Origin of the sequence: Sphingopyxis sp. H073, from assembly GCF_001468395.1 — a bacterium.
Lineage (GTDB): Bacteria > Pseudomonadota > Alphaproteobacteria > Sphingomonadales > Sphingomonadaceae > Sphingopyxis.
Genome location: NZ_LNSG01000008.1, coordinates 127,271 through 141,189 on the forward strand (window position 1 = coordinate 127,271; position 13,919 = coordinate 141,189).

The 13,919-nt window shown below is 66.3% G+C and carries 14 protein-coding genes; 5 read left to right on the forward strand and 9 right to left on the reverse strand.

Features of this window, described 5'->3' with window-relative positions; translation table 11 throughout:
* Window positions 1-4 precede the first annotated feature (4 nt).
* Together ATE64_RS15620 and ATE64_RS15625 are read left to right on the forward strand one after the other, a co-directional pair.
* Window positions 5-2,359, forward strand: coding sequence for a GGDEF and EAL domain-containing protein (locus tag ATE64_RS15620; RefSeq protein WP_058455198.1), 2,355 nt, complete (start codon window positions 5-7; stop codon window positions 2,357-2,359).
* 166 nt (window positions 2,360-2,525) lie between these two features.
* Window positions 2,526-3,092 carry a CHAP domain-containing protein gene (locus tag ATE64_RS15625; RefSeq protein ID WP_058455199.1) on the forward strand — a complete coding sequence of 189 codons (567 nt, stop codon included), beginning with the start codon at window positions 2,526-2,528 and terminating at the stop codon, window positions 3,090-3,092.
* A 104-nt stretch (window positions 3,093-3,196) separates the two neighbouring features.
* Here ATE64_RS15625 and ATE64_RS15630 read toward each other — a convergent pair whose 3' ends face one another.
* The 5 genes from ATE64_RS15630 to ATE64_RS15650 form a co-directional block, all read right to left on the reverse strand.
* Window positions 3,197-3,475 carry a DUF3297 family protein gene (locus ATE64_RS15630; RefSeq protein ID WP_058455200.1) on the reverse strand — a complete coding sequence of 93 codons (279 nt, stop codon included), beginning with the start codon at window positions 3,473-3,475 and terminating at the stop codon, window positions 3,197-3,199.
* Between the two features lie 86 nt (window positions 3,476-3,561).
* On the reverse strand, window positions 3,562-5,895 hold the full coding sequence (locus ATE64_RS15635) for a TonB-dependent receptor (RefSeq protein WP_058455201.1): 2,334 nt from the start codon (window positions 5,893-5,895) through the stop codon (window positions 3,562-3,564).
* 142 nt (window positions 5,896-6,037) lie between these two features.
* A complete protein-coding gene (locus ATE64_RS15640; protein ID WP_058455202.1) occupies window positions 6,038-6,502 on the reverse strand; it encodes a hemerythrin domain-containing protein in 465 nt (154 codons plus the stop codon).
* Window positions 6,503-6,623: 121 nt separating this feature from the next.
* Window positions 6,624-7,115: a hypothetical protein gene (locus ATE64_RS15645; protein ID WP_058455203.1), complete on the reverse strand. Its 492-nt coding sequence runs from the start codon at window positions 7,113-7,115 to the stop codon at window positions 6,624-6,626.
* A gap of 87 nt (window positions 7,116-7,202) precedes the next feature.
* Window positions 7,203-8,144, reverse strand: coding sequence for a LysR family transcriptional regulator (locus ATE64_RS15650; protein ID WP_058455204.1), 942 nt, complete (start codon window positions 8,142-8,144; stop codon window positions 7,203-7,205).
* A 114-nt stretch (window positions 8,145-8,258) separates the two neighbouring features.
* Here ATE64_RS15650 and ATE64_RS15655 point away from each other — a divergent pair, with 114 nt between their 5' ends.
* The 3 genes from ATE64_RS15655 to ATE64_RS22250 all read left to right on the forward strand — a co-directional run bounded on the left by ATE64_RS15655 (window position 8,259) and on the right by ATE64_RS22250 (window position 9,850).
* Window positions 8,259-8,810, forward strand: a complete 552-nt coding sequence (locus tag ATE64_RS15655) for a carboxymuconolactone decarboxylase family protein (protein WP_058455205.1) — start codon at window positions 8,259-8,261, stop codon at window positions 8,808-8,810.
* A gap of 74 nt (window positions 8,811-8,884) precedes the next feature.
* Entirely contained in the window at window positions 8,885-9,334 is a 450-nt protein-coding gene (locus tag ATE64_RS22245; RefSeq protein WP_231729119.1) for an alpha/beta fold hydrolase, read from the forward strand.
* 24 nt (window positions 9,335-9,358) lie between these two features.
* On the forward strand, window positions 9,359-9,850 hold the full coding sequence (locus ATE64_RS22250; protein WP_231729120.1) for an alpha/beta fold hydrolase: 492 nt from the start codon (window positions 9,359-9,361) through the stop codon (window positions 9,848-9,850).
* Window positions 9,851-9,906: 56 nt separating this feature from the next.
* Here the strand turns inward: ATE64_RS22250 and ATE64_RS15665 are convergent, their stop codons facing one another.
* The 4 genes from ATE64_RS15665 to ATE64_RS15680 all read right to left on the reverse strand — a co-directional run bounded on the left by ATE64_RS15665 (window position 9,907) and on the right by ATE64_RS15680 (window position 13,852).
* Window positions 9,907-10,464 (reverse strand): rRNA large subunit pseudouridine synthase E, encoded by a 558-nt coding sequence (locus ATE64_RS15665; RefSeq protein ID WP_058455206.1) that lies wholly within the window; start codon window positions 10,462-10,464, stop codon window positions 9,907-9,909.
* 143 nt (window positions 10,465-10,607) lie between these two features.
* Complete coding sequence (gene typA, locus ATE64_RS15670; protein WP_058455207.1) at window positions 10,608-12,440, reverse strand: translational GTPase TypA; 1,833 nt, start codon at window positions 12,438-12,440, stop codon at window positions 10,608-10,610.
* 145 nt (window positions 12,441-12,585) lie between these two features.
* Entirely contained in the window at window positions 12,586-13,137 is a 552-nt protein-coding gene (locus tag ATE64_RS15675) for a tetratricopeptide repeat protein (RefSeq protein WP_058455208.1), read from the reverse strand.
* A gap of 64 nt (window positions 13,138-13,201) precedes the next feature.
* On the reverse strand, window positions 13,202-13,852 hold the full coding sequence (locus ATE64_RS15680) for a 5'-methylthioadenosine/S-adenosylhomocysteine nucleosidase (protein WP_058455209.1): 651 nt from the start codon (window positions 13,850-13,852) through the stop codon (window positions 13,202-13,204).
* Window positions 13,853-13,919: the final 67 nt, after the last annotated feature.

The window sequence follows — 13,919 nt, forward strand, 5'->3', positions numbered from 1 at the left end:
CCCCGTGAAAAGCCTGCTGACCGACCAGATTGTTGCCAAGGATGTTTCTGTGCGGACCCTTTTGGGGCTGGGGCCGCGCGACGAGGATCTGGGGGACCTCCGACAGCTCCAGCTCGCGCCGCTCCGCGGCAAGGGTCCGCTGCGCCTGTGGGCGGGTGCGGCCATGGCGTTCGTCGCCGCCTTCACCATGGCGCCGTCGATGCCCTGGCCGATCGTCAGCGGCTGGCTCGCCTGTGCGCTCGCCTTCTGCCTCTGGTCGTTCAATCTCTTCGTAAAGCTTCCGCTCGGTGACCCCAAATTGTCGGGAATCACCGAATACCGGCTGTGCAACCGCCACGCCCTCTATGCCGCGGCGCTGTGGTCGGTCCCCTTCTGGCTGCGCGGCACCGCGCCGCCGCTCGACCATGTGCTGTCGCTATGGATGATCGTGCTGCTGATGATGCTGACACTGGCGATCATCGCGCACAGTATGCCGCGCGCCTGCCTGCAGTTCATCGTGCCCGTCAGCGTGTCGGCGGCAGGCGCGATGGTCGCCGCCGGATCGCCGCCGATGGCCGCGGTCGCCAGCCTCGCCGCGCTGATGCTCTCGACCTTCTGCATCCGTTTCGGCCAGCAGCATGTCCGGTTCCGGCGCGCCGAGGAAACGCTGCACGAAAAGACCGAGACGGTCAGCCTGTTGCTCCGCGAGTTCGAGGAAACCTCGGCCGACTGGCTGTGGCAGACCGACAACAACCGCCGCCTCATCCACGTCTCGCCGCGCCTCGCCTATGCGCTCGGCGGCACCGCCGAGGCGCTCGAGGGCGTGCCTTTGCTCCAGGCGCTGTCGGGCGATGCCTGGGAGTCGGGCAATTTCTCGAAGACGCTGCACGACATGGCCGAGCGGATGAAGCGGCGCGAAAGCTTCTCGAACCTGATAGTTCCCGTCACGATAGGCGGCAAGCCGCGCTGGTGGGAGCTGTCGGCCTCGCCGCGCCTCGACGAAACGGGCAAGTTCCTGGGCTTCCGCGGCGTCGGGTCGGACGTTACCGAACAACATGCCAGCGCCGAACAGATCGCGCGCATGGCGCGCTTCGACAATCTCACCGGCCTGCCCAACCGCCTCAGCCTCCATGAGGATCTCGCCCGCGCTCTCTCGCAGGCGATCGACACCAAGTCGCGCTGCGCAATGCTGATGATCGACCTCGACCGCTTCAAGGCCGTCAACGATACGCTCGGCCACCCGACCGGCGACAAGCTGCTGGCGCAGGTGTCGGCACGGCTCAAGGGGATCATGGAGCGCGGCATGACCTGCGGCCGCCTCGGCGGCGACGAGTTTGCGGTCGTGCTCCACAATGTCGCCTCGGCGACCGCGGCGGAGGAGCTTGCCGAACGGATCATCCAGACGATCAGCCGTCCCTATGTGGTCGAAAACCACCAGCTCTTCGTCGGCGCCAGCGTCGGCTATGCGATCGGTCCGCAGGACGGCGCGACGGTCGAAACGCTCACCCGCAACGCCGACCTTGCGCTCTACAAGTCGAAGGACAAGGGCGGCAATGTCGTCGCCGCCTATGTCGCATCGCTCCACGCGCAGGCCGAGGAACGGCGCGTGATGGAGCAGGAACTGCGCGGCGCGCTCGATCGCGGCGAATTCGAACTCTACTACCAGCCCGTCGTCACCGCCGAGGACGGGACATTGAACGGCTTCGAGGCGCTGATCCGCTGGCACAACCAGAAGCTCGGCAACGTCTCGCCCGGGCGCTTCATCCCGCTTGCCGAGGACAGCCGCCTGATCGCGCCGATCGGCGAATGGGTGCTGCGCACCGCGTGCCACGAAGCGATGAAATGGCCGCAGAACCTGAAGGTCGCGATCAACGTGTCGGCCGAACAGCTCACCGATCCGGCCTTCGCCTCGGTCGTCGTCTCGGCGCTCGCGCAGAGCGGGCTCCCCCCGCAGCGGCTCGAGATCGAGGTCACCGAAAGCGTGTTCCTGCGCGATGGCGGCGGCGCCGCCCAACTGCTCGACCAGCTCATCGGGCTCGGCATCCGCCTCAGCCTCGACGACTTCGGTACCGGCTATTCGTCGCTCGGATATCTTCGCAAGACGCAATTTTCGACGATCAAGGTCGACCGCAGCTTCGTCGTCGGCGCCGCCAAGGGCAGCATCGAGTCGATCGCGATCATCCGCGCCGTCGTCGCGCTCGCCGACAGCCTCGGCATGTCGACGACCGCCGAGGGCGCCGAGACCGAGGTCGAGGTCGATACGCTCCGCACGCTCGGCTGCAGCAACATCCAGGGCTATTATTACGGACGCCCGATGCCCGCCTCCGACGTGCTGACGCTGTTCCGTCGCCCCGACGCAGCGTCCACCGCCGCGGCCTGACGGCGACGACCGGAATGCCTCGCGCGACGAATCGAGCGGCTTAACAAAAGGTTCCCCCGCTCACCGCATCGACGGCGCGATTCACCGCTAGATGGTTGGTGACTTTTCGCGGCTGCGGCAAAGACGCTCCAACGCTTGAAGACAAGCCAAACGGGGGTCGCCTTCCATGTTCCATCGCCGCTTTCTGGGTGCTTTCGCCCTGTGCGCTACGCTGCTGTCCAGCGTCCCCGCTATGGCCCGCGACTATCTGCAGTGCGTCCCCTTCGCCCGCGCCGAGTCGGGTGTCGAAATTCGCGGCAATGCCAAGACCTGGTGGGCACAGGCCGCCGGCGCCTATGAGCGCGGGCGGGAACCGCGCAAGGGCGCGGTGATGGCCTTCGCCGGCACCAGCGGTATGCCGCTCGGCCATGTCGCCGTCGTCAAGAAGGTTGTCAGCGATCGCGAAATCCTGATCGACCATGCCAACTGGTCGCCGATCGGCGGCCGTCGCGGCCAGATCGAGCGCAACGTTCGCGTCGTCGACGTCAGCGCCGCCGGCGACTGGAGCGCGGTGCGCGTCTGGTACGCCCCGATCGGCGACCTTGGGCTGCGCGCCAATCCGGTGCAGGGCTTCATCTATGCCGATGGCGACGCGAAGCCCGACCACCGTTTCGGCGGCGGCGAGCCCAGATGGGCCGCGAACGACTGGAAGCCCGGCAACGGCCTCGACCTCGTCGTCGCCTCGCTCCGCTGAGCGGAAATTATTCCAGACACGTCATTGCGAGCGCAGCGAAGCAATCCAGGGCGGCCTGACGCTACTCTGGATTGCTTCGCTGCGCTCGCAATGACGATGGGTAGTTAGTCTTCCGACGCCGCGCCGTCGTCCGGCTTGTCGGCGCCCGCATCCTCGAACCACGCCTCGACCTCGCCCGACAGCTTGATCGTCATCGGCTGGCCGAACCGGTCCTTCGACTTGCCCGCGGCGACGCGGATCCAGCCTTCCGAGATCGAATATTCCTCGACGTCGGTGCGCTCCTTGCCCTTGAAGCGGATGCCGATGCCGCGCTGCAGCACCTCCATGTCGAAATGGGGCGAGCGCGGGTTGGTCGACAGATGGTCGGGGGGCGTGTCGGTCATGATGCAACTTCCGAAAAAAGAGAATGGCGCGGCCCTAGCTGGACCGCGCCATCCCAGTCAATCACAAGGCGTCGATCGGAGCGGCGTCAGAACCCCGCCTTCAGCGTCACGAAGAACTGCTGCGGCGCCCCAGCCAGCAGGGTCTGGCTGTCGCCGCTGTTCGCAAAACCGTTCGTCCCGATCGTCGAGACATAGGCCTTGTCGAACAGGTTCGTCGCATTCGCCTGGATCGAGATCTTCTCGTTCAGGCGATAGCCGATGCTGGCATCGACGATCACGAAGCCGCCGACCGCCGCGTCGTTGAGGTAGGAGTAATAGCGCTTCGACGTGTAGTTGGCGCCGATGCGCGCGAACAGATGGTCGTTGTCCCAGGTGATCTCGCCCTTCGCGAGATGCTTGGGCGAATTGACCACCGTCTTGCCCGCGGTCGCGACGATGACGGTGCCCGCCGCATTCACGACGTCGTCCCGATATTCGGAGTCGTTGTACGCGTAGGAGGCGAAGAGCGAGAGTTCGGGGGTGACATTGAACGTCCCCGCCGCCTCGATGCCCCACGAGCGGACGTCGCCGACGTTGCTGAGGATTGCCGGATTGCCCTGGATGCCCGACCCGTTGGCGAAGGCGATGATCCGGTCCTTGAAGTCGACATAATAGCCCGCGATCACGCCCTGGAAGACGCGCGACCTGGTGCGGAACCCCAGTTCATAGGTGGTCGAGGTTTCGGGCTTGAGGTCGAGCGCATCGAAGCCCGCCTGCGTCGTCGCGAAGGGACCGCCGGTGGCCGACGATTCGAACGCGCGCATATTCTGGGTATAGCTCGCGAACAGCTCGTTATCGTCGTTCAGGCGATAGAGCAGGCCCGCCTGCGGCAGGAACCAGTCCTTCGCCTCGGTCCGCCCCGAGGCGAGACCGCCGCTGACGATCGGGGTCGCTTTGTTGGTGACGCGCAGCCCCTTCCACCCTGCGTTGAGACGCAGCGCGCCCAGATCGAGCGTGTCCTGCACGTGATATTGCAGCGTCTGGGTGTTGAAATCGAACTCCCACTGCGTCGCGAGCGGGTCTTTCGGAAAGGTCAGGCTGCCGCGGCTCGGGGCGCCGCGCGTGTCGGCGAGGCCATAGAAGCGCCGCGCCTGGTTGAAGTCGTTATCCTCGTACCACATGCCGATTTCGACGGTGTTGGCGCCCAGCGTGACGCTACTCGACGCGACGATGCCATAGCGTTCGATCTCATATTCGGTGGTGCGGATCGTGATCGGCGCGCCGCCGGGGGTCACGACATAGGGCGTGTACCAGAGACCGCGACCGTCGTTACCGTGATAATAGCCCTGCAGCTTCATCGACCAATAGTCGTTGAAGGGCACGTCGAGCCCGACGCCCGCCAGCCAGTCCTTGCGCAGCCCCGACGCGTCATAATAGGCGTCGTCGACCGTCTTGATCAGCAGCGGAAAGGTCTCGCCGACCCCGGCATAGGGCGCGACGAACGGCGTGCCTGCGGGGATCGTTCCGTTCGCGATCCCGACATTATAGGCGGCGCGGGCATTCTGGTTCTGGTAGATGCTGGCGATCAGCACCGCATAGTCCCAGTTCTTCGCGAAATTGTCCCACTTGTAGCCGAGACGGCCGATCATCTCGGCGCTGAGGTCCTGATAGTCGTTCTCGCGGCGGTTCGAGTAGTTGACGAAGGCGAAGACCTGCCCGTCGCCGACCGGTTGGACGATGCGCGCATTGACCTGGTCCTGCCGCTGCGCGCCGTCGCCCTTCCACTTGTCGGCATCCTGCCAGGCATAGCTCAGCGACAGGCGCGGCCCGCCGGGGACGATCTCGCCGCTGTCGAGCCGCGCGAAGACGCGCTTGTTCTCGTCGCTGCCCCAGGTGCCGGCGACGTCGATGCCGAGCTGTTCGGCGGGCTCGCGCGAGAAGAATTCGATCGTCCCGCCAAGATTGCTCGACGATGCCGCGGCGAGCGAACCCGCGCCCTGCGCCACTTCGACGCGGCCGACATTCTCGCTGATGATCGCACGGCTGATGTGCAGGCCGTTATGGTTGCCATAGCTCATGTCGCCCAGCGGAATGCCGTCCAGCGTGAAGCCGAGCTGGTTCTGCGAGAAACCGCGGATCGAGATGCGCGACGACCATTCATAGGCGCCCAGGGGATCGGCCGACTGGAAATTCACGCCGGGCAGCTTGTCGATCGCCTTCAGCGGGCTGATTCCCGACACTTCCAGCGCGATGTCGGCGGCGCCGATTTCCTGCACCTGCCGCGCCTCGCCCTGCCCGAGCACGACGATGTCGTCGCCATAGCCGGCCGCGTCACCGGCCGCGGCGTCGCCCGCTGCATCGTCCGCCAGCGCGGGCGTCGCGGCCAGCACCGCGATCGCCGCGACTCCGGCCCGCAAGCCGCGCGAAAAATAGGTCGTCATTCGGATATCCCCTTGTCCGGCACCGGAATGGCGCCGGGGTCGCGGGGGCTCTAGATCGGTCAGATTGCTGCACTGCGGCGAAGGCGTGTCACGGCGATGACATGTCGATGAACCGTCTGTGAAAAAGGGGGGAAAATCGACCTCAGGCGGCAGCGCGCGGCGGCGGCGCGTGCCGATCTCCGCCGATGGGAAGGCGTTCGGCCAGCGGGTAAAGCTGCTGCTCCTCGCGCTCGATCCGCATTCCCAGCGCTTCGAGGATGCCGATGGTCTCGCCGCGGAACCCGTCCCAGTCTGCCTCGACCGCCTCGGGCGTCCAGCGCGAGTCATAGGCGGCGAAATCGCCCGCGATATGCCCCATCTCATCGACGAAGATCCTCGCGATCCGCATCACCTCGGCGTCGCCGCTCGACTGCATGCGCGGATAGAGCGCCCAATCCTCGCATTTCAGGTGGCGGACCAGCGTGTCGCGCAGCATCCCGCGCACCGCGGCGAGTTCGGTCGGGCGCGGCGGATGCGGCGCCGCGACCAGCGCCAGCAGGAAGCGCGACAGCGTCTCGATCGCCGCATGTTCGGCGCGCAGCCGTTCGATTTCGCGGATATTGGGCATGACCGATCCAGAATGAGCGGTCCCTCGCCGCCTCCCTATCTTGAGGGCGATGAAGGGACCGTAAATGATGGCGTCACAATCGCCGCCATTGTGGCAATTTGGTCCGCCGGTCAGTCGGCCGCTAATTGTTGTTGCACTCGCCCCTGGTGCAATCATCCTTGGTGTCACCCAGCGCGACAAGCAGGCCGATGCCGACCAGCGCCGCGACCCCGACGACGATCAGTCCCGCATTGCCGCCCGACAGGTTGCTGCGCCCCTTCCCCGGCGCCGGTCCGGCGAACGCGGCGGTCAGCCGCATCCCCGCAAGCGTCAGTTGCGGCGCGCGCTCGCCGCCGCGAAAGCCCAGCTCGACCCCCTCGCCGATCCGCGACCGCCAGCTCTGGAGATCGCCGCCGCCGCGATAGTGCATCGGCGCGATCGTCAGCCCCGCGCGCACCTGCCGGTCCTCGCGCGTCCCGCCGCCCAGCGGGATGCGGACCCGCGCCCCCGCAAAGCCCCCCATCGCGACCGGCCCCGCGTCGCCATCGGGCTGCGGCGCGACCGGAACCGTCTGCGCGTGCAGCGGCGCGGCAGCGGTGGCGACGAGCGCCAGCGCAAGCATCGATTGTCGCATGATACCATCCTCCCGCCCGCAACCTGCGGCGCGATTATGGCCTAATGATGAAGTCTGCCGGACGACTAGCGGGGGGCCGCCTTCGCCCTACCCGACGCGGCCTTCCGCGTGACGCCGGTCAAAGACCTGGTCGATGCGCGTCAGAACGCGCTCGATCCGCGGGATCATGAAATCCATGAACGCACGCAACTTCAAGGGCTGCAGCGCTTGGGCGGAATGTACCAGATGGACCGGGATCGGCGCCGGGCTGTCGGACTCAAGGATGGGAACCAACCGACCTTCGCTGACCCCGACCGACGCCTGATACGACATGATCCGTGCTACACCGAGACCTTTGATCGCGCCGTCGATGACGCCGTCGGCAGTGTTAATCGAAAAACGCGGCCGGATGGCTATCGACGCTGCGTCGCCTCCGATGCCGAACGGCCATTGGCGATAGGTCTGCAGCCCCTCGAAAGCGATGCACGCATGACCGGACAAATCGGAGGGTTTTTCGGGCGCAGCGTGGCGCGCGAGATAGTCGGGGCTGGCACAAACGACCCACCGCACTTGACCAACCCGGCGCGCGATCAGGCTGCTGTCGGGAAGGTTGCCGATCCGCACCGCCACGTCGACATGATTTTCGACCAGATCGACCACCGCATCCGAAAGCACCAGTCGCACCGTCACATCGGGATAGATCGCCAGAAAATCATGAACGATCGGCGCGACGTGCAGCTTGCCGAACATGATCGGCGCCGTGACCAGCAATTCGCCGCGGGGCGCTCGATATTCGCCCGAGGCGGCGCGTTCCGCTTCGCCCAAATCCTCGAGAATGCGCCGCGCCGTGGCAAGGAAGGGGGCGCCTTCCTCGGTCGGGATGAGTCGGCGGCTGGTCCGGACAACCAGCCGGGTACCCAGCCTTGCTTCCAGATCCGATACCCTGCGGCTCACGGTCGCCAGCGGAATGCCGAGGGCGCGCGACGCAGCGGAAAGACTGCCGCCGTCGATCGCGGCGACAAGCGTCCGCATGGCCTCGAACCGATCCATCTTCCTCCCATAATATGGAAGGATGGTTTTCGCAATCGACCAATACTCTCGGAAATATGGAGGATCTATATCAGCGGCAGGCCAACCCCGGCCCCCAGACGAAAGGTCAAACCCATGTCCCTGATCCCCACTCCCGCGACGATCGAGGCGGCGCCCGCCGCATCGCAAGCAATGCTTCAGGCCGTAAAGGCCCAGATCGGCAGCGTCCCCAACCTGTTCCGGCTGGTCGCGACGAGCCCGCAGACGCTCGAAGGCTATGTCGGCCTGATGGGCGCGCTCGGCAAGGGCAGCCTGCCCGCCGCGACGCGCGAGCGGATCGCGCTGGCCGTCGCCGAGATAAACGGCTGCGGCTATTGCCTCTCCGCCCACACCTATCTCGGGCGCAATGTCGCCAAGCTCGACGATGCCGAGATGACCGCGAACCGCAGCGGCGCGTCGAACGACCCGGTCGCCGATGCCGCCGTCCGCTTCGCCGCCGCGCTTGTCCACAATCGCGGCCATGTCGCCGAGGCCGATGTCGCTGCGCTTCGCGAGGCAGGCTATACCGATGCACAGGCGCTCGAGATCGTTCTGCACGTCGCGCTCAACAGCTTCACCAACTACGTCAACGAAGCCTTCCGAACCGAGATCGACTTCCCCGTCGTCCAGGCGCGAACCCCCGCCTGAACCGCGCGGAAACGGGCGCCGCTTCTCCGTCCCCTAGCGGCGCCCACCCCTCACCCTGCCAACAGGAACCCGTCATGACCCAATATCTGATCCGCGCCGTCGCGATCGCCCTGCTTGCTGCGGCCCCGCTTTCGGCCGAGGCCGCGCCCGCCGCGTCGGCGCCCGCCGCCGCATCGGCGATCCACTCCACCAGCTACCATTTCGCGACCGTAAACGGCCGCAAGATCTTCTATCGCGAAGCCGGCGACCCGGCGGCGCCGACGATCGTGCTGCTCCACGGCTTTCCGAGTAGCAGCCAGATGTATCGCGACCTGATCCCGCAGCTGGCCGACAAATTCCATGTCATCGCGCCGGACTATGTCGGCTTCGGCCAGTCCGACGCGCCGCCCGCGTCCGAATTCGACTATAATTTCGACAATCTCGCCGCGCATGTCGCGGGCCTGATCGATCAGCTCGGGCTCAAATCCTACGTCCTCTATATGCAGGACTATGGAGGCCCGGTCGGCTTCCGGCTCTTCGCGTAGCGCCCGACGCAGGTGAAAGGCTTCGTGATCCAGAACGCCAACGCCTATCTCGACGGCGTCGGCGATCCGGTCAAGCAGGCACTGCTGCCCATCGGCCAACAGCGCAACGCTGCGTCGGAAACCAGCGCGCGCACCCTCCTCACGCTCGACACGACCCGGTTCCAGTACAGCTATGGCGCAAAAAACCCGGACGCGATCAATCCCGACAATTGGACGATCGATCAGGCGCTGCTCGACCGTCCCGGCAACGACGCGATCCAGCTCGACCTGTTCGAGGATTATCGCTCGAACGTCGCGTCTTACGACAAATGGCACGCGCTGTTCCGTCAGTATCGGCCGAAGACGCTGATTCTGTGGGGCAAGAATGATCCGATCTTCATCGCGCCAGGCGCCGAAGCCTATAAGCGCGACCTGCCCGATGCGCGCCTCGTCTGGCTCGACGCCGGCCATTTCGTGATCGACGAAAATGCCGTGACGATCGGCCGCGAAATCAAGGCAAGCTTCGCCGGCCGCTAGTCTCGGGAACAGGGCGGCGTCGGTCGGGGGCAGCGCGTCCCCGGTCGGCGCCGCGATCACGCGATGCTACGCCACTCCCCCAACCCCAAGTCCCCGATCTCCCACGCTCCTATGCGCCACCTCACCAGCCGCAGCGTCGGGAACCCCACCGCCGCCGTCATCCGCCGCACCTGGCGGTTGCGGCCTTCGGTGATGGTGAGTTCGAGCCACGCATCGGGCACGCTCTTGCGGTATCGCACCGGCGGGTCGCGGTCCCAGAGCTGGGGCGGGTCGATGCGGCGGACGGTGGCGGGGCGCGTCGGGCCGTCGTTCAGCGTGACCCCGCGGCGGAGCGCCGCCAGCGCGGCGTCGTCGGGCTCGCCCTCGACCTGCGCCAGATAGGTTTTGGGGGTCTTGTGCTTCGGCGACGAAATCCGCGCCTGCAGCGCGCCGTCGTCGGTCAGGATCAGCAGCCCCTCGCTGTCGCGGTCGAGCCGGCCGGCGGGATAGACGCCGGGCACGTCGATATAGTCCGACAGCGTCGCGCGCGCGGTTTCGCCACTGGCGATCATGCTCTTGTCGGTGAATTGCGACAGCACGCCATAGGGTTTGTTGAACAGGATCAGGCGGCTCATGCGTTGGGCTCCCACCTATCCCAACAGACCTATCATGTTCCCCCGCGAAGGCGGGGGCCCATCACCGGACTGCGCAAAATAGCACCGGCGGAAGATGGGTCCCCGCCTTCGCGGGGACACACATTCCTATGTCGTCGCCGAGTTTACGCCGCTTCCTTCTTGCGGCTCGCCTTCTTCCGCTCGTGCGGGTCGAGGATCGCCTTGCGGATGCGGATGTTCTTCGGGGTCACTTCGACCATCTCGTCGTCGTCGATATAGGCGATCGCCTGTTCCAGCGTCATGCGGCGCGGCGGGGTCAGGCGGATCGCGTCGTCCTTGCCCGTCGAACGGAAGTTCGTGAGCTGCTTCGACTTCATCGGGTTGACTTCCAGATCCTCGGGCTTGGCATTCTCGCCGATGATCATGCCCTCATAGAGCGCCTCGCCGGGCGAGACGAACAGGATGCCGCGTTCTTCGAGCGGGCCGAGCGCGTAGGCGACGGCTTCGCCATTGCCGTTCGAGATAAGGACGCCGTTCTTGCGCCCCTCGATCACGCCCTTGTAGGGCCCGTATTTCTCGAACAGCCGGTTCATGATGCCGGTGCCGCGCGTGTCCGACAGGAATTCGCCGTGATAGCCGATCAGGCCGCGCGACGGGCCGCTGAAGGTGATGCGCGTCTTGCCGCCGCCCGACGGGCGCATGTCGGTGAGGTCGGCCTTGCGGATCTGCATCTTCTCGACGACCGTGCCCGAATGTTCGTCGTCGACGTCGATGACGACGGTTTCATAAGGTTCGGTGCGCGCGCCGCTCTCGTCGGTGCCGTACAGCACCTTCGGGCGGCTGATGCCGAGTTCGAAGCCCTCGCGGCGCATCGTCTCGATGAGCACGCCAAGCTGGAGCTCGCCGCGCCCGGCGACCTCGAAGCTGTCCTTGTCGGCGCTTTCGGTGATGCGGATCGCGACGTTCGTCTCGGCCTCGCGGAACAGGCGGTCGCGGATCATGCGGCTCGTCACCTTGCTACCCTCGCGCCCCGCCATCGGGCTGTCGTTGACGGCAAAGCGCATCGACAGCGTCGGCGGGTCGATCGGCTGCGCGGCGATCGGCTCGCTGACGCTGGTGTCGGCGATCGTGTTCGCGACGGTCGCGTTGGTCAGGCCTGCGATCGCGACGATGTCGCCCGCCTTGGCTTCCTCGACCGGCACGCGGTCGAGGCCGCGGAAGGCGAGCAGCTTCGACGCGCGGCCGGTCTCGATGACCTTGCCGTCCATGTCGAGCGCGTGGATCGGCTGGTTGACCTTGACCGTGCCCGACTGGACGCGGCCGGTCAGGATGCGGCCGATGAAATTGTCGCGGTCGAGCAGCGTCGCGAGGAAGGTGAAGGGCGCGTCCTCGTCGAGGCCCGGGGTCGGCACATGGCTGACGATCGTCTGGAACAGCGGCTCGAGCGTGCCCTCGCGCGCTTCGGGGTCGGGCGAGGCATAGCCGCCGCGGCCCGAGGCGTAGAGGATCGGGAAGTCGAGCTGTTCGTCATTGGCTTCGAGGGTCAGGAACAGTTCGAACACTTCGTCGAGCACTTCGGCGGCGCGCGCGTCGCTGCGGTCGATCTTGTTGACGACGACGATCGGCTTCAGGCCGAGCGCGAGCGCCTTGCCGGTCACGAACTTGGTCTGCGGCATCGGGCCTTCGGCCGCGTCGACGAGCAGGATGACCCCGTCGACCATGGAGAGGATACGCTCGACCTCGCCGCCGAAGTCGGCGTGGCCCGGCGTGTCGACGATGTTGATGCGCGTCGCATCGGCGCCTTCGCCCCACTCGACCGAGGTGCACTTCGCGAGAATCGTGATCCCGCGCTCTTTCTCCAAGTCATTGGAATCCATGGCTCTTTCCTCAACACGCTGGTTGTCGCGGAAGGTGCCCGACTGGCGGAAGAGCTGGTCGACGAGGGTGGTCTTGCCATGATCGACGTGGGCAATAATGGCGATATTGCGCAAAGACATGCGGAGAGGGCCTTGATGGGAGGGGGCAGCGCGCAGAGCGCCGCGAAACGCCGCGCCCCTAACAGAAGCGCTGCTGCATCGCAACAAAATTGCCGATGCCCCGCCTGAAGGCGCCGCGCCTGCGCCAGCGGGCCGCGCGGCCCCGCTACGCCAGCCGGATCTCGGGTTCGACCCAGCCTTGCGCCTGCGGACCAGCGGCGATCGCCGCCTCGATCCGCGCGATCCCGTCAGCGATCTTTGCCGAATTGGCGCAAATACCGCCACACGCCTCCTGCAGGGCTTTCAGCGCGGCGAGCTGTTCGGTCGCCTTTTCCGCCTTGCCCAGCGTCGCCTGCGCAATGCCGAGGTCGCGCCGCGCGTCGATCATCTTTTCGTCATAGCGCAGCGCTGTCTCGAACGGCTTGACCGCGCGCGCGTAATCGCCTTGCGCCATCAGGCTGGCGCCGAGCAGATAATTGGCCTGCGGATTCTTCGGCACCGCCGCGACGATCTTGCGAAACGCCTTCGCGGCTGCGGCGTAATTGCCCGTCGCATAGGCGTCGGCACCCGCCTGATAGTCGGCGGTCGGGTCATAAGCGGCCGCAATCTGGTCGGGGGTCGAACCTCCCCCGCCGACGTCTCCGTCCGCCGCGACGGCTGGCGGCGCGGCAAACAGTGCGCAGGCCACGAACAGGCCAAACGAAGACCGATAGTGCATGACGACCTCTCCCATGGCCGAGTCAAGCCGCGAGGCTAACACAGCCGGGCCCAGCGGGAAACGGTCAGATCGCTGCGATCAACCGCTCGATCTCGCGCCCCGCCGAATGCGCCGCACGTACCAGATTCGCATGGAAATCGCCCGCGCTGTCGCCGTTGGCTTCGTCGGTCACCGCCTTGATCGCCGCCCACGGTTTGCCGAGCCGCGCCGCCACCTGGGCAACCGCACCGACCTCCATATCGACCAATGTCGCGCCAAGCGATTTGAGGTCCGCCGCAGCGTCGGGACAAGCGACGAAGCTGTCGCCGCTCGCGATCCGTGCGTGCGGCAGGCCGAGCCCCGGGTCGGGCATCGCCGCGAAATGCGCTTCGCCCGCTTCGCCGATCGGCCACTCGCCCGCGCGGTAACGGCGGAACCGGCCGGGCTCGTTCGCGCCATAATCATGCTGCACCGCCTCGGCGAGCCAATATGCGCCGGGCGCCGCACCCAGCGACCCGCAAGTGCCACTCATCACCAACAGATCGGCATCGCCGCCGATCATCCCGGCGGCGAGCGCGGCATTGACCTTGCCGAGGCCCGAGATGACGATGGTCAGGTCGTGGCCGTTCACGGTGAGGCGGCGCGGGGCGAAGGGGCCATCGCGCTTCGTTCCCGCATCGGCGAACAGCGCATCGCCCTCTTCGGCGAGCGCGGCGAGGATCAGGATGTTGGCCATGGCGGCTGTGTAGCGACCGCAAGGCCGGATGGAAGAGGATTCGCGCAGAGATGATGCCAACCGACCG